13 protein-coding genes are annotated in these 17,574 nt (G+C 70.8%); 2 read left to right on the top strand and 11 right to left on the bottom strand.

What is annotated here, in order from left to right:
- Nucleotides 1-44 precede the first annotated feature (44 nt).
- Nucleotides 45-1,724: a sodium:solute symporter family protein gene (locus ACQEWB_RS20365; protein WP_432832964.1), complete on the top strand. Its 1,680-nt coding sequence runs from the start codon at nt 45-47 to the stop codon at nt 1,722-1,724.
- A 29-nt stretch (nt 1,725-1,753) separates the two neighbouring features.
- Nucleotides 1,754-2,047, top strand: a complete 294-nt coding sequence (locus ACQEWB_RS20370) for a hypothetical protein (RefSeq protein WP_432832966.1) — start codon at nt 1,754-1,756, stop codon at nt 2,045-2,047.
- A 5-nt stretch (nt 2,048-2,052) separates the two neighbouring features.
- Here the strand turns inward: ACQEWB_RS20370 and ACQEWB_RS20375 are convergent, their stop codons facing one another.
- The 11 genes from ACQEWB_RS20375 to ACQEWB_RS20425 form a co-directional block, all read right to left on the bottom strand.
- Nucleotides 2,053-2,736 (bottom strand): helix-turn-helix transcriptional regulator, encoded by a 684-nt coding sequence (locus ACQEWB_RS20375; protein ID WP_242765684.1) that lies wholly within the window; start codon nt 2,734-2,736, stop codon nt 2,053-2,055.
- Nucleotides 2,737-3,014: 278 nt separating this feature from the next.
- A complete protein-coding gene (locus ACQEWB_RS20380; RefSeq protein ID WP_432832969.1) occupies nt 3,015-4,877 on the bottom strand; it encodes a PQQ-binding-like beta-propeller repeat protein in 1,863 nt (620 codons plus the stop codon).
- A 43-nt stretch (nt 4,878-4,920) separates the two neighbouring features.
- Nucleotides 4,921-6,651 carry a PQQ-binding-like beta-propeller repeat protein gene (locus tag ACQEWB_RS20385; RefSeq protein WP_432832971.1) on the bottom strand — a complete coding sequence of 577 codons (1,731 nt, stop codon included), beginning with the start codon at nt 6,649-6,651 and terminating at the stop codon, nt 4,921-4,923.
- A 149-nt stretch (nt 6,652-6,800) separates the two neighbouring features.
- The gene (locus tag ACQEWB_RS20390; RefSeq protein ID WP_432832973.1) at nt 6,801-8,603 is read right to left on the bottom strand and encodes an ABC-F family ATP-binding cassette domain-containing protein; all 1,803 of its coding nucleotides are present in this window, start codon (nt 8,601-8,603) and stop codon (nt 6,801-6,803) included.
- A gap of 107 nt (nt 8,604-8,710) precedes the next feature.
- Nucleotides 8,711-9,829 (bottom strand): peptidoglycan recognition protein family protein, encoded by a 1,119-nt coding sequence (locus ACQEWB_RS20395; protein ID WP_432832975.1) that lies wholly within the window; start codon nt 9,827-9,829, stop codon nt 8,711-8,713.
- A 176-nt stretch (nt 9,830-10,005) separates the two neighbouring features.
- Complete coding sequence (locus tag ACQEWB_RS20400; protein WP_432843911.1) at nt 10,006-11,907, bottom strand: sensor histidine kinase; 1,902 nt, start codon at nt 11,905-11,907, stop codon at nt 10,006-10,008.
- A gap of 228 nt (nt 11,908-12,135) precedes the next feature.
- The gene (locus tag ACQEWB_RS20405; protein WP_432832977.1) at nt 12,136-12,915 is read right to left on the bottom strand and encodes an MHYT domain-containing protein; all 780 of its coding nucleotides are present in this window, start codon (nt 12,913-12,915) and stop codon (nt 12,136-12,138) included.
- A gap of 199 nt (nt 12,916-13,114) precedes the next feature.
- Nucleotides 13,115-14,014 (bottom strand): 4-(cytidine 5'-diphospho)-2-C-methyl-D-erythritol kinase, encoded by a 900-nt coding sequence (locus tag ACQEWB_RS20410; RefSeq protein WP_432832979.1) that lies wholly within the window; start codon nt 14,012-14,014, stop codon nt 13,115-13,117.
- On the bottom strand, nt 14,011-14,934 hold the full coding sequence (rsmA, locus tag ACQEWB_RS20415; protein ID WP_432832981.1) for a 16S rRNA (adenine(1518)-N(6)/adenine(1519)-N(6))-dimethyltransferase RsmA: 924 nt from the start codon (nt 14,932-14,934) through the stop codon (nt 14,011-14,013). The genes ACQEWB_RS20410 and rsmA overlap by 4 nt, the downstream gene beginning before the upstream one ends.
- A gap of 159 nt (nt 14,935-15,093) precedes the next feature.
- The gene (locus ACQEWB_RS20420) at nt 15,094-16,563 is read right to left on the bottom strand and encodes a ubiquitin-like domain-containing protein (RefSeq protein ID WP_432832983.1); all 1,470 of its coding nucleotides are present in this window, start codon (nt 16,561-16,563) and stop codon (nt 15,094-15,096) included.
- Nucleotides 16,564-16,680: 117 nt separating this feature from the next.
- Nucleotides 16,681-17,562: a TatD family hydrolase gene (locus ACQEWB_RS20425; protein ID WP_432832985.1), complete on the bottom strand. Its 882-nt coding sequence runs from the start codon at nt 17,560-17,562 to the stop codon at nt 16,681-16,683.
- Nucleotides 17,563-17,574 lie beyond the last annotated feature (12 nt).

Consider the following 17,574-nt stretch of genomic DNA (forward strand, 5'->3'; position numbering starts at 1 on the left):
TTGCAATCAAACAAAGGACACCAGCCGACGTGTTGAATAACCAGGTGCATATCCCCCCATACCTGGCAGCCGAGCTCCGACTCCCCACGAACGGGCTCGACTACACGATCCTCGGCATCTACTTCGCCGTAGTCCTGGGCATCGGTTTCGCGGCCCGCCGCTCCGTGAAGACCAGCCTCGACTTCTTCCTCTCCGGGCGCTCACTGCCCGCCTGGATCACCGGTCTGGCGTTCATCTCCGCCAACCTGGCCGCCACCGAGATCCTGGGCATGGCCGCCAACAGCGCGCAGTACGGCGCGTACACCGTGCACTGGTACTGGATCGGCGCCATCCCGGCCATGGTCTTCCTCGGCCTGGTGATGATGCCCTTCTACTACGGCAGCAAGGTGCGGTCCGTGCCCGAGATGCTGCTGCTGCGCTTCGACAAGTGGGCACACCTGCTGAGTTCGTTCCTGTTCGCCTTCGCTGCCGTTCTGATCGCCGGTGTGAACCTGTACGCGCTCGCCATCGTGGTCGAGGCGCTGCTGGGCTGGCCGCAGTGGGTGGCGATCCTGGTCGCCGGGGCCTTCGTGCTGGCGTACATCACGCTCGGCGGTCTCTCCTCGGCGATCTACAACGAGGTGCTCCAGTTCTTCGTGATCCTGGCCGCCCTCATCCCGATCGTGGTGCTGGGCCTGAAGAAGGTGGGCGGCTGGGGCGGCCTGACCGACAAGCTGACGGTGACCCACGGCTCGGACTTCACCACCGCGTGGGGCGGCACCGGCATCGGCAGCGCCAACCCGCTCGGCGCGAACTGGCTGACCATCGTGCTCGGCCTCGGGTTCGTGCTGTCCTTCGGGTACTGGACGACCAACTTCGCCGAGGTGCAGCGGGCGCTGTCCGCGAAGAACCTCTCCGCGGGGCAGCGGACGCCGCTGATCGCCGCGTACCCGAAGATCTTCATCGTCTTCCTGGTGATGATCCCGGGGCTGGTCGCCGCGGCGGTCGTGCCGGGCTTCGGCACGCCCGAGTCGGACTACCAGTACAACGACGCGATTCCCTACCTCATGCAGGAGCTGCTGCCGAACGGCGTGCTGGGCATCGCGGTGACCGGGCTGCTCGCGGCCTTCATGGCCGGGATGGCGGCCAACGTGTCGTCCTTCAACACGGTGTTCACCAACGACATCTGGGGCCGGTACGTGGTGAAGGGGCGGGAGGACGGGTACTACGTCCGCTTCGGGCGGCTGATCACGGTGATCGGCGTCGCGGCCTCGGTGGGCACGGCGTTCCTCGCCTCGTCCTTCTCGAACATCATGAGCTACCTCCAGACGCTGTTCTCCTTCTTCAACGTGCCGATGTTCGTGGTCTTCATCGTCGGCATGTTCTGGAAGCGGGCGTCCGCGAAGTCCGGCTTCTGGGGGCTGCTCGCGGGCACGGTGACGGCGATGGTCAACTACTTCGTCCTCTACAAGCACGACATCATCGACATCCCCACCGACCAGGGCGCCAACTTCGTCTCCGCGATCGCCGGGTTCGTGGCGGGTGCGGTGGTCATGGTGATCGTCTCGCTCTTCACCAGGCCGAAGCCGGCGGAGGAGCTCCAGGGTCTGGTGTACGGCACCCGGTCGCCCGGTATGGAGGAGCCGCCCGGCGAGGGCGACGACGCGTGGTACCGGCGGCCTGCGCTGCTGGGCTGGGGGGCGATCGTCCTCGCGGCCGCCTGCTACATCCCGTTCTCGTTCTGAGCGCACACTGAAAGGGAGGTGACGAGACCATGTCCGACTACTCCGAGCGTGATGTCCAGCGCGAGGTCAGTGAGCTTCAGGCCAAGTCCGCGACCGCGGCACGGATCTTCGATCTGCGGCGGATCATCGGCGGGCTGTTCGTGCTGTACGGGCTGATCGTCGGGATCACGGGGCTGGTGGACGACCAGGCCGCGATCGACAAGGCACAGGGCGTGAACATCAATCTGTGGACCGGGCTGGGGATGCTGCTGCTGGGCATCTTCTTTCTGGTGTGGCTGAAATTGCGGCCCACTCCTCCTCCGGTTCCTTCGGAGGAGGAGTGACTGCGTTACTCCGGAGCGGAGTTCACCGGGCCCGCCCGGTCCAGCAGGCCCGTCCTCGCCGCCAGGGCCGCCGCCTCAAGACGTGAACCCACGCCCAGCTTCATCAGGACCCGTTGGACGTGGGTGCGGGCCGTGCTGGGGGCGATGCCCATGCCCGCCGCTATCAGGCGGGTGTCCTCGCCGTCGGCCACCCGGACCAGGACCTCCACCTCCCTCGGGGTGAGCATCTGGAGCAGGCGCTGGCCCTCGTCGTCGGGCTGGGCCGCCGGGTTGAGGAGTTCGCTGAAGGCGCCCTGGAGGAGTTGGGGGGCCACCGCCGCCTCTCCTGCCCTTGCCTTCATGATCGCCCGCTCGACTCCCTCGATGCGCTCGTCGTGGCGTACGTAGCCGGAGGCGCCCGCGGCGAAGGCCGCCGCGATGCCCCGGGGGCTCGGGACCGGGCCCAGAACCAGTACCGCCACCTGTGGGCGTTCCCGCTTGATCTTCACCACCGGGTCGAAGATGCCCGGCTCGGCCGGTGTCGCCGTACCCAGCAGGCACACCTCCGGCGCACGGGTGATCACCAGCTCCGCCGCGCCCGCGGCGGGCGCCGCCGCGGCGAGCACCCGGTGCCCGCGCAGCTTCAACGCCGAGGCCAGCGCCTCGGCGAGCAGTCGGTGGTCGTCGACCACCATCAGCCGCACTCCCATCGAGCAACCCCCCAGTCCCCCCAATGGATCCCCACGGATGCCCCACTATGGATGCCCACTGGTCCGCGCGGACAGGAGCCCCCTCCCGGCTCCCCCGCTCTTCATGCCCCCGGAAGCTACACGCTTGTTCGACGTTGCGCTCCCCCTACCGGTGAGAAGTGCCCCGGATCGGCGGAATATCTTGCATATCTTGGTTTCCTCGCATTCGAGTTTGATGGGTGGTACGCGCACGGCCCCGCCCCTGAGCAGGGACGGGGCCGTGGACGGCGCGAAGTGGTTCAGCCGCCGGTACCGAACGCCAGTGCCAGGTACTTCTTCGCGTACGTGGAACCCTTGTCGGCGAACTGCCCCGCCATGTACAGGTGGCCCTGCGAGTAGAGGATCTCGGAGTAGTCCGGCGACATGGTCGTCTCCGCCTCCCTCGCAGCGCCCGAGGCCGGGTTCTCCAGCAGCTTGGTCTCCTTGAAGGAGCCGCCGTCGATGCTGACGATCTGGCCGCCCTTGTCGTAGGGCGGCCTCTTGTACGCGATCACGTTGCCGGCGTCCATGCGCAGCGGGGTGATCGTGTAGCCGTCGCCGGCGTCGGCGCGCTGGCCGGTCTGCTTGCCGGTGGCGAGGTCGAAGGCGACGATCTCGTTGGTCTGGCTGTACGACTTCGTGCCGTCGTGCTCCTCCGTCGGCACGTACAACCGCCCGTTGCCGACCGCGAGACCGGTGCACTGCTCGATCCGCGAGATGGCGTCGCAGCGGGCCGCGTACTGCTTGCCCGGCGCCGAGATGCGGGTGATCAGCTTGCCGGTCTTGTTGTCGATCGAGTAGAAGTCCGAGATCTCGCTGCCGTCGCCCGCGCTGTCGCCGGCGTCGGCGGCGACGACCAGGGGGTCCGTGGAGACGACGGCGGCGTACTCGATGCCCTGCGCCATCTTGTACTCCGAGATCACCTCGCCGGACTCCGGGTCGATGGTCTGGATGTGCAGCACCCGCTCGCCGTACTGGCCGCACTTGAGGACCGCGACGAGCTTCGCGCCGCCGCCGTACCCGTTGTCGTAGCAGGTGTCGCTCGGCTTGGGGGCCCACAGCTGCTTGCCGCTGGTCAGGTCGAAGGCGACGCCACCGCTGGTGCCGCCGGCGGCGACCGTGTTCGCGCTGACGGTGACATTGCTGTACGTGATCAGGCGGCCGTCGGAGTCGACGGACTTCGTCCACAGCTTCTTGCCGGCGTCCAGGTCGATCGCGGCGACCTGGCTGCACCCCGCCGAACTTCCCTTGGGTGGCATCTTGGGCTGGAACACGACGGCCGTCCTACCGTCGTCCGTGGTGTGCCGGCTGACCGTGCACACCGGGCCGGGCAGCTTGATCGTCCACAGCTTGGTGCCCTTGTCGGGGTCGTACGCGTTGATCTCGGCGACACCGCTCTTGATGTACGCCTTGTCGGTGAGCCACGAACCGTCGACCACGGTGGTGTCGGTGACCTTGGGCACGGGGACCTTGAAGGCGAGTTGGGCGTTGGTGTCGCCCGGCACCTTCTCCTCGCCCTTGCCGTCGACCCCGCCACTGCCACCGGCGGTGTCGGTCGTGCCACCGGTGCCGCCGCTGGAACTCGCCGTGTCGTCCTTCTTGTTGCTGTCGCCGTCACCGGACTTGGCGTACCAGATGCCGCCGACGACGAGTGCGACGGCGACGACCGCGCAGAGGGCGATGATCAGCGGTGTGTTGGTCCTGCGGCCGCCGCCGGGCTGACCGGGCTGCGGGTACGGCGGTGTCACGGCACCCGGCGGGTAGCCGTAACCGGGCTGCTGGGCATAGGGGTTGGGCGGCTGGCCGTAGGGCGGGGCGGGCTGGCCGTAGGGCGCCTGGGGCGGCACGGGCTGGCCGTAGGCGCCGGGCTGCGGCTGAGGCGGGCCCTGGGGCGGCTGCGGGGCCTGGGGCGACTGGGGCGCCTGCGGGTAGCCGTATCCGGGCTGTGCGGGCGGCTGCGGGGCGCCGAAGCCCGGCTGCGGGGCGGGCGGCTGCGGTGGGCCTTGGGGCGGGCCCTGGGGTGTGCCGAAAGCGCCGGGCTGCTGCGGCGGTTGGCTCTGCGGTGGCCCGAAGCCGCCCTGCTGGGGCGGCTGGTTGGGTGGTGGGGGCGGGGGCTGGGTCATGGTGTGGGTACCTCTTGAGCGGGCGGCGGGGGCTGGGGAGGGGTCACTTGCCGTAGGCGAGGATCAGCTTCGCCTTCGAGTCGTCGCTGCCGCTCAGCCGGGTGGAGGAGATGAAGAAGCGTCCGTCGGCCCAGTCGAAGGCCTTGGAGTAGAAGCCGCTCTCCACGCTCGCCGTGGACTGCGGGTTCTGGAGCAGGGTGACGGGCTTGTGGGTGGAGCCGCTCGTCGCGATCGAGACGACCTGGCCGCCCGCGTCGTACGACGGCTCGACATAGGCGACGAGCTTGCCGCCCTCGACCCTCATCGGCAGCATCGTCTCGTCCGCCGGGGACTTGACCCGCCACTTCTCCTTGCCGTCGGCGAGGTTGATCGCGACGATCTCGTTCGGCCCGGTGGTGGCCTTCGTCGGCAGGTAGAGGGTCGTGGAGTCGGCGGCCACGCCCTCGCAGCCCTGGAGGTCGCGGGAGAGGATCGCCCAGCCGCACTCCGGCGCGAAGTCCTCGTCGAAGGAGACCTGCGAGCGGAACTTCCCGGTGCCGGTGAAGGTGGAGATGTTCCAGGCCTTCTTGTCCTCGTTGGTGCTGTAGACGACCAGCGGGTCGACGGAGTACGTCCGCGCGACCGTCCAGCCCTTGTCGAACTTCTGCGTCCACCTGGTCTTGCCGGTCGTGGGGTCGAGCTCCTGGATCTCGTCGTGCGCGCTCGCCTCACCGGCCTTGCAGGACGCGACGGAGATCAGCCTGCCGCCGCCGGCGAAGGCGGTCGGGAAGCAGGCGTCGCCGTACTTCGTCTTCTCGAACAGCTTCTTGCCGCTGTCGACGTCGTAGGCGACCCCGGACTGCGCACGGCCGACCATGACGGTCTTGCCGGTGATGGACAGCGAGAGCGTGACGGTGCTGTCGAACAGCGCGCCCTCGGGAAGCGTGCCGCTCCAGCCCTTCGCGCCGGTGTTCAGGTCGAGCTGCTGGAGCATGTTGCAGCGGGCGCGGCTGCTGGTGCCGCTCTCGTACGCCACCACGACCTTGTCGTCGGCCGACTTCTGCGGGGTGACCGCGCAGATCTTCTGCGGGAAGGCGACCGGGCCCCAGGCGGTCGTGCCGTCGGCCACACCGAAGGCGAAGACCTGCTTGTACGCGGCCTTCACCGCCGTCTTGTCGGTGATCCACATGCCGGGCGCGTCGGCGCCGGAACCGGGCGCGTCCGGCGGCGACTTGTACCAGAGGACCTTGTCCTCGCCGCTCTGGCGGCCGTCGTTGAACCCGTCGGGGTCGGACCCGCCGCCGCTGCTGCCGGAGTCGGTCGGGTCGGGCGAGGCGGAGTTGTTCGCGTCGTCGCTCTGCCCCGCGACCGGCTTCTTGTCGTCGTCCCCGCCGCTGCTCAGCGCGAAGACGGTGCCGCCGACGACGGCCAGCGCGGCGACGACCGCCACGATGATCAGCGCCGTCCTGTTCCTGGAACCGCCGCCCGGTGGCGGAGTGCCGGGCGCGCCCGGGTACTGGGGCTGCGGCGGGTAGCCGTAACCGGGCTGCGCGCCGTACGGCCCCGGCTGCTGCGGCTGACCGTACGGACCGGACTGGCCGTAGGTGCCCGGCTGTTGGGCGTACGGGCCGGGCTGACCGTAGGGTCCGGGCTGCTGGGCGTACGGCCCCGGCTGCTGGGGCGGCTGCGGCGGCGGGCCCTGGGGTGGCGGCGGGGCACCGAAGGCACCCTGCGGTGGCTGGTCCGGCGGTGGTCCGAAGCCGCCCTGCGGCGGCTGGTTGGGCGGCTGGGTCATCAGCGCGTTCCCCCCGTTCAGTCACTGATTTCTAGCCATCAGACGGACCTTTGTATCACCTGTCACTGACAACACAGGGGCCGGTTCATCCCCTGTTCCCAAGGGACGACCGGCCCGTGATGCCCTCGTTACGCGCCCTCACTCGCCCTTCACGCGTCGTCCGCCAGTTCCAGCCAGCGCAGCTCCAGCTCGTCCCGCTGACCGGCCAAGTCCCGCAGCTCGGCGTCCAGTTCGGCCACCTTCGCGAAGTCCGTGGCGTTCTCGGCGATCTGCGCGTGCAGCTTGGTCTCGCGCTCGGAGACCTTGTCCAACTGCCGCTCGATCCTCTGGAGTTCCTTCTTGGCGGCGCGCTGGTCTGCGGCGGTCTGCCCGGTGGCCGCCTTCTCGGCGACGGGCGCGGCCGCGGCCACCGCCTCCTCCATGCGCTGCCGTCGCTCCAGGTACTCGTCGATGCCGCGCGGCAGCATCCGCAGCGTGGCGTCGCCGAGGAGGGCGAACACCCGGTCGGTGGTGCGCTCGACGAAGAACCGGTCGTGGGAGATGACGATCATCGAGCCGGGCCAGCCGTCGAGGACGTCCTCCAGCTGGGTCAGGGTCTCGATGTCGAGGTCGTTGGTGGGCTCGTCGAGGAAGAGGACGTTCGGCTCGTCCATGAGGAGCCGGAGCAGCTGGAGGCGGCGGCGCTCACCGCCGGAGAGGTCGCCGACCGGCGTCCACTGCTTCTCCTTGTTGAAGCCGAAGGTCTCGCAGAGCTGTCCTGCGGTCATCTCGCGCCCCTTGCCGAGGTCGACGCGCTCGCGGATCTGCTGGACAGCCTCCAGGACCCGCAGGTTCGGGTTCAGCTCGGCGACCTCCTGGGAGAGGTAGGCGAGCTTGACGGTCTTGCCGACGCCGACCCGGCCGCCGACGGGCTGTGTCTCGCCCTCGGTGCGGGCCGCCTCGGCCATCGCGCGCAGCAGGGAGGTCTTGCCGGCGCCGTTCACGCCGACCAGGCCGATGCGGTCGCCCGGGCCGAGCTGCCAGGTGACGTGCTTGAGCAGCACCTTGGGGCCGGCCTGGACGGTGACGTCCTCGAGGTCGAAGACCGTCTTGCCGAGCCGCGAGGAGGCGAACTTCATCAGCTCGCTGGTGTCCCGGGGCGGCGGTACGTCCTTGATGAGCTCGTTGGCGGCCTCGACCCGGAAGCGCGGCTTCGAGGTGCGCGCGGGTGCGCCGCGGCGCAGCCAGGCCAGCTCCTTGCGGACCAGGTTCTGCCGCTTGGTCTCCTCGGTGGCGGCGATGCGCTCGCGCTCGGCACGCGCGAAGACGTAGTCGGAGTAGCCGCCCTCGTACTCGTAGACGTCGCCCCGCTGCACGTCCCACATGCGCGTGCAGACCTGGTCGAGGAACCAGCGGTCGTGGGTGACGCAGACGAGCGCGGACCGGCGCTCGCGCAGGTGCTTCGCGAGCCAGGAGATGCCCTCGACGTCCAGGTGGTTCGTGGGCTCGTCGAGGACGATCAGGTCCTGGTCCTCGATGAGCAGCTTGGCGAGCGCGATACGGCGCCGCTCGCCACCGGAGAGTGGCGCGATGACGGTGTCGAGGCCCTGCGGGAAGCCGGGCAGGTCGAGGCCGCCGAAGAGTCCCGTCAGCACATCGCGGATCTTGGCGTTGCCCGCCCACTCGTGGTCGGCCAGGTCCCGGATGACCTCGTGCCGCACGGTGGCGTTCGGGTCGAGGGAGTCGTGCTGGGTGAGCACCCCGAGGCGCAGCCCGCCGGAGTGGGTGACCCGGCCGGTGTCGGCCTCCTCCTGCTTGGCGAGCATCCGGATGAGGGTGGTCTTGCCGTCGCCGTTGCGGCCGACCACCCCGATCCGGTCGCCTTCGGAGACGCCGAGGGAGACGCCGTCGAGGAGGGCACGAGTGCCGTACACCTTGCTGACGTTCTCGACATTGACCAGGTTGACGGCCATTACTCTCCTGCCCGGGGGATCGATCAGCCTCCCAGCCTAATGCTCGCCGGTCGGTGACCGATCCCGTGCAGGTCAGGCCTGTGGACAACTCCCAGGTGAGCGCCAGGTCAGCGGGATGCGGCCGCTCGGACCTCGGTCAGGAGGTCGTACATCGTCTGGCCGGGGCAGTCGGTCTGGAGCCAGTCGCGGTGGCCGCTGACCGTCGTGACGTCCTTGGTGACGCCGTTGACGGGGTTGGTGTAGGTGATCTTCGCCTGCGGGTCGAGGCCCTTGAAGCGGGCGATGACCTTGATGAGGCGGGTCAGCGAGGCCTTGGCCGCGTCGGTCGGGCCCTGGTCGACGAGGGTGCCGAGGAGCGCGATGCCGAGGTTGCCGGAGTTGAAGCCCGCGGTGTGGAAGGCGGTGACCAGGTTGCCGTCGGGGTCGAAGGCGGGGACGCCGTCGTCGCCGGAGTAGCGGCCCTCGTAGACGTTGCCGGCCTCGTCGATCAGGAAGTGGTAGCCGATGTCGCCCCAGTCCAGGGTGACCGCGTGGTACTCGTAGATCGCGCGGACGGTCGCCGCCGGGTCCGGGTCCGCGTTGGGCGTGTCCGTGTGGTGGACGGTGATCGACTGCAACGCGTAGTACTTCTCCGGCGAGTTGACCTGGCCGTCCTTGTACCGCTTCGACTCGTCGGCGCCCCAGGCCGGCCGGGACAGATAACGCACGCCACGCACGCGCGTGGGCTCGCTCGGCACCTTGAAGGTGCGGTCGGGGCCGCCGGTGGTGTCGATCGCCAGCGAGCGCACCTCCGTCGCCCCGTCCGGCGCCTTCAGCTCGTACGCCGTCGCGGAACCGGCCGCGACCAGCGCCGTACCGCCGTCGTCGACGCTCGCGCAGCCGCCGGCCAGCGACTTCCAGGAGGTGTCGGCCGGGAAGCGGATCCCGGCGCCGTCCGCCGCGCCGCTCCAGCGGACGCCGACATAGGAGGCGGCGAAGGAGGTGGTGGCCGTGCCGGTGCCGGTCGAGGCGTCGGTGCGGGTCGTGGGGAACTGCTCCGGCGTCGTACCGGAGTCGGCGGCGCCCGACTCGCCGGAGTCGGCGGCGCCCGACTCGCCGGAGTCGGTGGCCGCGAAGACCGCCGGGGTCACGGCGGCCGCGCCGGCCACGGCCGCGGCGGCACCGATCACGCCGCGGCGGGACAGGGACCGCTTCCTGCGATGGGTGGGAGTGGGGGGTTCGGACACGGGTTGATCCTTCGGCAGTGCAGAGGATGTACGCGCGACTGTGCGCAGGACGGTGAGGACGTCCGCGCAACAGCAGGCGCTTGAAGTATCAAAGGACCCTATCCGCCCCACCCGCCCCGTCCGTACTGCCGTCGCAGTACATCCGTGTGGAGATCGGGCGAAGATCGGCTACGCCGTCACGCCCCGGCCGGGCCGTACCGCTGCTGCGGGATCAGTGCGGACGCCGGTGCCAACCCCCGTCCGCCGACGGCTCGTTCGCCCACCGGCATGTCGTCGCGCGTGAGGTTCTCCGGGATGAACACCGCCGCCGTGACACCGCCGTTGGGCGAGGCCCGCACCTCGACGCGCAGGCCCTGCCGCTCGCGCAGCCGGTTGACCACGAACAGGCCGATCTGCTTGGCGTCGAGGAGGTCGACCCGGTCGGACTGGATCTTGCGGTTGGCCTCGGCGAGGGCGTCCTCGTTCATGCCGAAACCGCTGTCCTCGACCTCGATGAGCACGCCGTCGCGCATCCGGGCCGCGCGCAGCTGCACCTTGGTGCTCGGCGGGGAGAACGCGGCCGCGTTCTCGACCAGTTCGGCCAGCAGATGGATCACGTCGGCGACCGAACCGCCGACCACCGACACCTTCGGCACCGCCCAGATCTGCACGCGCGGCGCGTTCTCGATCTCGGCGACGGCCGCGCGCAGCACGTCCGCCAGCGGGATCGGGTCCCGCCAGCCACGGCCGGGCGCGATGCCGGAGAGGATGAGCAGGCTCTCGGAGTGGCGGCGCATCCGGGTCGCGAGGTAGTCGACGCGGTAGAGGTCGTGCAGCTCGGTCGGGTCCTGCTGACGCTGCTGCATACCCTCCAGGAGGTCGAGTTGACGGTGCAGCAGCACCTGGCTGCGGCGCGCGAGGCTGACGTACACCCCGGAGATCCCGCTGAGCAGCTCCGCGCGCTCCGAGGCCGCCTTGAGCGCGGCCCGCTGGACGGCGGTCAACGCCGTGCCCACCTGGGCGAGTTCGTCACCGACCAGGCGCCGCATGGGGGCCTCGGCGTCGATGTCGACACCCTGCCCGGCGTGCAGCTTGCGCATGGCCTGGGGAAGTCGGCGCCCGGCCACCTCCAGGGCGTCGTTGCGCAGGTCGAGGAGCTCGACGATGAGCCCGCGTCCGACCAGCACGGAGACCAGCAGCGACAGCAGCACGCCGACCAGACCGAGGACCACGGCGACACCGGAGGCGCCCAGCGTGTCCCAGCCGAAAGGATTCGCCTTGGCCGTGGCGCCCGTACCGGCCTTGGTCTCGGCCGCCGTCAACTCCTTCATCACACCGGAGGCCGCGTCGTCCCAGCCCGTCAGGAAACCGGCGGAGACGGCCGACGCCCCCGGACCGGCACTGCGCACCCGGTTCTCCACGGCCTGCACGCGCGCGTACGCCGTCCCGTCCAGGATCTTCCGGTACGCCGCCCGGTGCGCGGACTTGAGATCGCCGACCGCCGGCTCAAGCAGCTCGCGCTGGGTCGCGACGGCGCCCACGAACTGCGCGTACTGCGCCTGTGACAAGGTGCCGCGCGCCTGCGCGCCCCCCACAAGCGCCTGCTCCTGCGCGAGCGCCTCGCGCGCCCGCGCGAGCTCCAGCACCACGCGCGCCTCGGAGGCCGCGTCGGTCCCGCGGTCCCCGCTGAGCCCGCCGGTGACGAGGAAGGCGTGCTCGATGACCGCCGAGTAGTCCGTGTACGCCGTGGCGGGCGCCGCGTCCTTCCCCGTCACCTCGGCCCGCAGCCGCGCCAGTCCCTCGGCGCCGTCCTTCAGACTGGCGATACGTTTCGGCAGGTTGCCGTTGATGAGAGCCGCATCGGAACTGGTGGAGTTGATGCCGTCCAGAAGAGCGGCGGCAGCCGTGTCCGTCACCTTCCGAGCCGCCGTGAAGGCACCCGGCGCGTCCGACTGCCGCAGGGCGGCGGCCCGCTCGGTCTGCAGGGCGGTGACGAAGTCGCCGACCGGGGTGAGGAGTTCGGAGTTGACGTCCTTGGCCCGCTCGGTGTCACCGATGCTGGACGCGGTGGTCACGGCGGCGAAGCCCCACAGTGCCATGAGGGACACGATGGGCAGCATGAGCAGGGAAACGATCTTGGCTCTGACCGATCTGGGCCGCAGCCGACCGGACGCGCGCAGAACACGCATGGGGGACCTCGTTAAGGGGGAGGGGGGAAGCTCTATGAGGCGCGGTCAGGCAGCGCCCCGAAGGGGCGCAGGGAACTGCGCGACCAGCCACGACGGCGCCGCGGACGGCACGACACATCGGGCAGCACGGCGGGAGTCCTACGCGGTGGTGAGCTCGACCTCACGCAACAACTCCGCGGCGATGGCCGACTCATGACGCTTACCGGTCGGCGAAAGAGCGACGTAAGCCGCGGCCAGGAACAGGAACGACCCCAGCACGACCGCCAACGGAAAGATGAACTCCGTCGGCGTCGCGCCCGGCAACCCCGCACTGCTGGGCGAGATCACGATGCTCACCGCGTACATCGCGGTGTAGTGCATGCTGCTCACCGCGAGCCCCATGACCAGCGCGGCGGCAGCCGCGAGCACCGGCCCGCGAACGATCAGCGTGAGCGTGAGCGCCGCGGTCGCCGCGACGACCGCGATGATGACGGAGGCGATGACGAGGGCGGGGTCGTAGTCCACCTCACCGTGCAGGTTCAGCGCGGCCATGCCGGTGTAGTGCATCGCGGCGACACCCACACCCGTACCGAGCCCGCCGAAGACGACCGAGGTCACGCGCGAGCGCCCGTACCCGGCGATGAAGACGCCGCCCGCGACCACGCCGACGGACATCAGCAGGCTGAGCACGGTGAGCGGGACGTCGTAACGAATGGGCGTGCCCTCGACGCTGAAGCCCATCATGGCGATGAAGTGCATGGTCCAGATGCCGGAGCCGATGGCGACGGAGGCGAGTGTCAGCCAGTTCCGCTTGGACGCGCCGTCCGCCTCGAGGGCCCGGACGGTACAGCGGAGGCCGAGCGCCGAGCCGACGCAGGCCATCACATAGGACAGGACGGGAGTGACCCATCCGGCACTGAAATGATCCATGTGTCCCATGGGGGGATTCCTCTCAGAGGTACCACCGGTAACAGAGGGGCCGGGGTCGGCTGATCATGCCAGCCGTTCCTCTGGGACAGAGGGGGTGAAAGGGACCATGCACCTGAATGCTGAACATTAAATTACTGTGGCGTAGGTTACACCGCCACCCGTATATTTATGCAGGTCAGCCGCCTGTCAGACGGTTGTCAGATGGCTGTCAGCCGGCCAGTACCGTCGCGCCCGGCGCCGGCGCCGATGCCGTACGCACCGTCCGGCAGGTACCCGAACTCCCCAGCGCCTCAGCGACCTTGACCGCCGACTCGGCGTCCCGCACCAGGAACGCGGTGGTCGGTCCCGAGCCGGAGACCAGTGCCGCGAGGGCGCCCGCGGTGCGGCCCGCGGTGAGGGTGTCGGCGAGCTCGGGGAAGAGCGAAAGGGCCGCGGGCTCAAGGTCGTTGGAGACAGCGGCGGCGAGCGCGTCGGGGTCGCCCTCGGCGAGCGCCTTGAGCAACTCCTGCGAGGCGACGGGCTCGGGGATGTCGAGCCCGTCCGCCAGCCGGTCGAACTCCCGGAACACGGCCGGCGTCGAGAGGCCGCGTTCCGCCATCGCGAACACCCAGTGGAAGGTGCCGCCGACCTCCAGCGCCGTCAACTGCTCGCCGCGGCCGGTGCCGAGGGCCGCGCCACCCACCAGGCTGAACGGCACGTCGCTGCCCAACTCGGCGCAGATCGCGAGCAGTTCGGCCCGCGGGGCACCGGCCTGCCACAGCGTGTTGCAGGCCAGCAGTGCGCCCGCGCCGTCCGCGCTGCCGCCCGCCATGCCGCCGGCCACCGGGATGTCCTTGACGATGTGGATGTGCACGGCCGGTTCGATGCCGCGCCGTTCGGCGAGCGCGACGGCGGCCCGGGCGGCGAGGTTCGTCCGGTCCAGGGGCACCTCGGCGGCGTCCGGGCCCTCGCAGGTCACCCGGAGCTCGTCGGCGGGCGTCACGGTCACCTCGTCGTAGAGGCCGACCGCGAGGAAGACGTTGGCCAGGTCGTGGAACCCGTCGGCCCGGGCGGCACCCACCGCGAGCTGGACGTTGACCTTGGCGGGAACGCGAACGGTGACGCTCACTGGTGACCGGGCTCCTTGTCGTGGACGGCATCGGCGTGTTCAGCACTGCCCTGGCCGGCACTGCCGTGTTCGGCGATGCGCGCGAACTCCTCGACCGTGAGGGACTCACCGCGGGCCTGTGGCGACACCCCCGCGGCGACCAGGGCCGACTCCGCCGCCGCGGCCGAACCGGCCCAGCCGGCCAGCGCGGCGCGCAGCGTCTTGCGGCGCTGGGCGAAGGCCGCGTCGACGACGGCGAACACCTCGCGCTTCGACGCGGTCGTCTTGACCGGCTCTGTCCTGCGGGTGAGGGAGACGAGCCCGCTGTCGACGTTCGGCGCGGGCCAGAAGACGTTCCGCCCGATGGAGCCGGCCCGCTTGACCTCGGCGTACCAGTTGGCCTTCACGGACGGGACGCCGTACACCTTCGAACCGGGCGCCGCGGCGAGCCGGTCGGCGACCTCCGCCTGGACCATGACGAGGGTGCGCTCGATGCTCGGGAAGGTGGCGAGCATGTGGAGCAGGACGGGCACGGCGACGTTGTACGGCAGGTTCGCGACGAGCGCGGTCGGGGGCGGGCCCGGCAACTCGGTGACGTGCATCGCGTCGGAGTGCACCAGCGCGAAACGCCCGGCCCGCTCGGGCATCCGCGCCGCGATGGTGGCGGGCAGCGCGGCGGCCAGTACGTCGTCGATCTCGACGGCGGTGACCCGGTCGGCGGCCTCCAGCAGGGCGAGGGTGAGCGACCCGAGCCCCGGCCCGACCTCCACGACCACGTCGTCGGACCGCACACCGGCGGTACGCACGATCCGCCGGACCGTGTTGGCGTCGATCACGAAGTTCTGACCACGCTGCTTGGTGGGGCGCACGCCGAGGACATCCGCGAGTTCACGGATGTCGGCGGGCCCGAGAAGGGCGTCTGGGGTGGGGCTGCTGCTCACGGGACAAGGGTACGGGGGCCGGGCCCGGGCCCCTCACCCGCGCAAGCGCGCCCCTCTTCCGTGCAAGCGCGCCCCTCTTCCGTGCAGCCGCGCCCCTCAGCCGTGCGCGCGCCCTTCAGCCTGGCGGGCGCGCCCCTCAGCCGGCTGCCGCGCCCCTCATCAGTGCAGTCGCGTCCCGCAATGCGGCCAGGGGCTCGCCCCTCGCCGGACGTACAGCTTCTTCGCGCGGAACGTCTGCTCCTCCGCCGTCGCGTCCTGCGGGCGGCCGCTGCCGCCGAGGCTGTGCCAGGTCCGGGTGTCGAACTGGTAGAGGCCCCCGTACGTCCCCGACGGGTCGACCGCGCCGGGCCGGCCGCCCGACTCGCACGCCGCGAGCCCGTGCCAGTTCAGCCCGTCCGCGCCCTGGACCGACGTCGGCAAGGGCTTCGTCCCCACCTTCACCACCTGGGTCCGCGGCTCCCGCACCACCTCGGAGTCCGTCTTCCGCGGCTTCTGCTTGACCCCGTTCACGGTCCGCAGGACGTACGTCACCCGCCGCACTCCGGGCTGTCCCGCCTGCTCGACGACCTCCGTGCCCTTGAAGAGCGAAGGGTCGTCCTTCCGCTCCACCTCGAACGGGATCGCCTCCTCCCGGACCTCCTCCGACCCGGTCACCCGCAGCACGGTCACCGTCTGCCCGTCCCGCGGAAAGCTGTCCCCGGGAACCGACGTCGTGTCCTCGCCGCGCAGGGTTACGCCCGCCTCCTCGACGACCTCCCGAACCGTCGCCGCGTTGGTCCGCACGGTGCTCGCCCGCCCGTCGGCCATGACCGTCACCGCCCGCTCGGTGCGCACGTCGAGCGCGAGCCCGGCGCGGCCGATGGGCTGGGAGCGCGAGACGGACATGTACGCGCCCTCCGCACGCACCCCCAGCTGATCGAGCGCCCCCTGTACGGTGTGCGCCGTCGTCCACACCTCGCGCCGGGTGCCGTCCAGCGTGAGCCGCACCGGGCGCCCGTACCGCACCGCGACCTCGTCGCCGCTGGCGAGCGCCGTGCCGGGGGCGGGCGCGACCACGTCGTGCGCCCCCACGTCGATGCCCTGCTGGGCGAGCAGCTCGGTCACGTCGTCGGCGAAGGTGTGCAGGGTGCGCGGCTTGCCGTCGACGCTCAGCTCGACGGCCTTGTCCTTGGCGACGAACGCGGTGGTGCCACCGGCCAGGAAGGCGACGACCAGCGCCTGCGGCAGCAGCCGGCGCACGGCGCTGTCCGAGCGCCCGGCGTACCGCGCCCGACGCCGGCGCGCACCCCGCCGCTCCACACCGGCGCGCGCAACATCATCGGGCGCCCCGTCGCGCACCCCACGCCCCGCCTGCCGCGGCAGCGCCGCCTCGCCCGCCGCGCGCGCCTCATAGGCAGGCACATACGTGTCACCACGCGCCCCGGTCGCACCACTCGCGCCGTACGCCCCGCTCGCACCATTCACGCCGGTCGCATCGCCGACACCACGCGCCCCGGTCGCCAGCGCACCCCCGAACTCCCCCGACACCAGCGTCTGCGCGCTGTGCACGTCGAAGCCGTCGGGTGCCGGTGGCGGGTACCCCGCGTCCGGGCCGTACTCCTCATACGTCTCGTACTGCGAACTGCTCACGCCGACACGCTCCAGGGGGCCGTGGGGTCCAGAGGGGTCCGGATCGGGTCCCAGAACCTAGCGGAGCGGCCGTCACTCTCCAAAGCGGCACGGCTACGCACAGTCGTGCGTTATGGGTCAGTAACCGAAGGCGCGGGCGGTGTTCGAGGCGAGCGCCGTCGCCAGGGCGTCCTCGTCGATGCCGCGCACGGCGGCCATCGCACGCACCGTGACCGGAATGAGATACGGGGCGTTGGGCCGTCCGCGGTACGGCGCGGGCGTCAGGAAGGGCGCGTCGGTCTCCACCAGGAGCAGCTCCAGAGGGGCCACGGCGACGGCGTCCCGCAGGTTCTGGGCGTTCTTGAAGGTGACGTTGCCGGCGAAGGACATGAAGTAACCGGCGCGGGCGCAGATCTCGGCCATCTCGGCGTCGCCGGAGTAGCAGTGGAAGACGGTGCGTTCGGGGGCGCCCTCCTCCTTCAGCACGCGCAGGACGTCGGCGTGGGCGTCGCGGTCGTGGATGACGAGGGCCTTGCCGTGCCGTTTGGCGATCTCGATGTGGGCGCGGAAGGAGCGCTCCTGCGCCTCCTTGCCCTCGGGGCCGGTGCGGAAGTAGTCGAGGCCGGTCTCGCCGACGCCCTTGACCTGTGGGAGCGCGGCGAGGCGGTCGATCTCGGCGAGCGCCTCGTCGAGCGCCGTGGCGCCCCCCGCTGCCCGCGCGCCCTGACGGGACCAGCCGTCGGGGTCACCGTGCACGATGCGCGGAGCCTCGTTGGGGTGCAGGGCGACGGTCGCGTGGACGCTGTCGAAGGCGGCGGCCGTCTCGGCGGCCCAGCGCGAGCCGCGTATGTCGCAGCCGACCTGCACGACCGTGGTCACGCCCACCGACGCGGCCTTCGCGAGCCCCTCCGCCACCGTGCCGGACTGCATGTCGAGGTGGGTGTGGGAGTCGGCGACGGGCACCCGGAGGGGCTCCGGGAGCGGCGGCGCCGCGTTCTTGTCGGGCTCTTTCGAAGACATGCCCCGATCCTA

Source organism: Streptomyces sp. CA-249302, from assembly GCF_050936785.1.
Classification (GTDB): Bacteria; Actinomycetota; Actinomycetes; order Streptomycetales; family Streptomycetaceae; genus Streptomyces.

Bases quoted from the DNA above. Each gene is read 5' to 3' on its own strand.
- ACQEWB_RS20375 (WP_242765684.1), bottom strand. From the start codon at position 2,736: ATGGGAGTGCGGCTGATGGTGGTCGACGACCACCGACTGCTCGCCGAG.
- ACQEWB_RS20400 (WP_432843911.1), bottom strand. From the start codon at position 11,907: ATGGCACTGTGGGGCTTCGCCGCCGTGACCACCGCGTCCAGCATCGGT.
- ACQEWB_RS20425 (WP_432832985.1), bottom strand. From the start codon at position 17,562: ATGTCTTCGAAAGAGCCCGACAAGAACGCGGCGCCGCCGCTCCCGGAG.
- ACQEWB_RS20405 (WP_432832977.1), bottom strand. From the start codon at position 12,915: ATGGGACACATGGATCATTTCAGTGCCGGATGGGTCACTCCCGTCCTG.
- ACQEWB_RS20370 (WP_432832966.1), top strand. From the start codon at position 1,754: ATGTCCGACTACTCCGAGCGTGATGTCCAGCGCGAGGTCAGTGAGCTT.
- ACQEWB_RS20380 (WP_432832969.1), bottom strand. From the start codon at position 4,877: ATGACCCAGCCCCCGCCCCCACCACCCAACCAGCCGCCCCAGCAGGGC.
- ACQEWB_RS20390 (WP_432832973.1), bottom strand. From the start codon at position 8,603: ATGGCCGTCAACCTGGTCAATGTCGAGAACGTCAGCAAGGTGTACGGC.
- ACQEWB_RS20385 (WP_432832971.1), bottom strand. From the start codon at position 6,651: ATGACCCAGCCGCCCAACCAGCCGCCGCAGGGCGGCTTCGGACCACCG.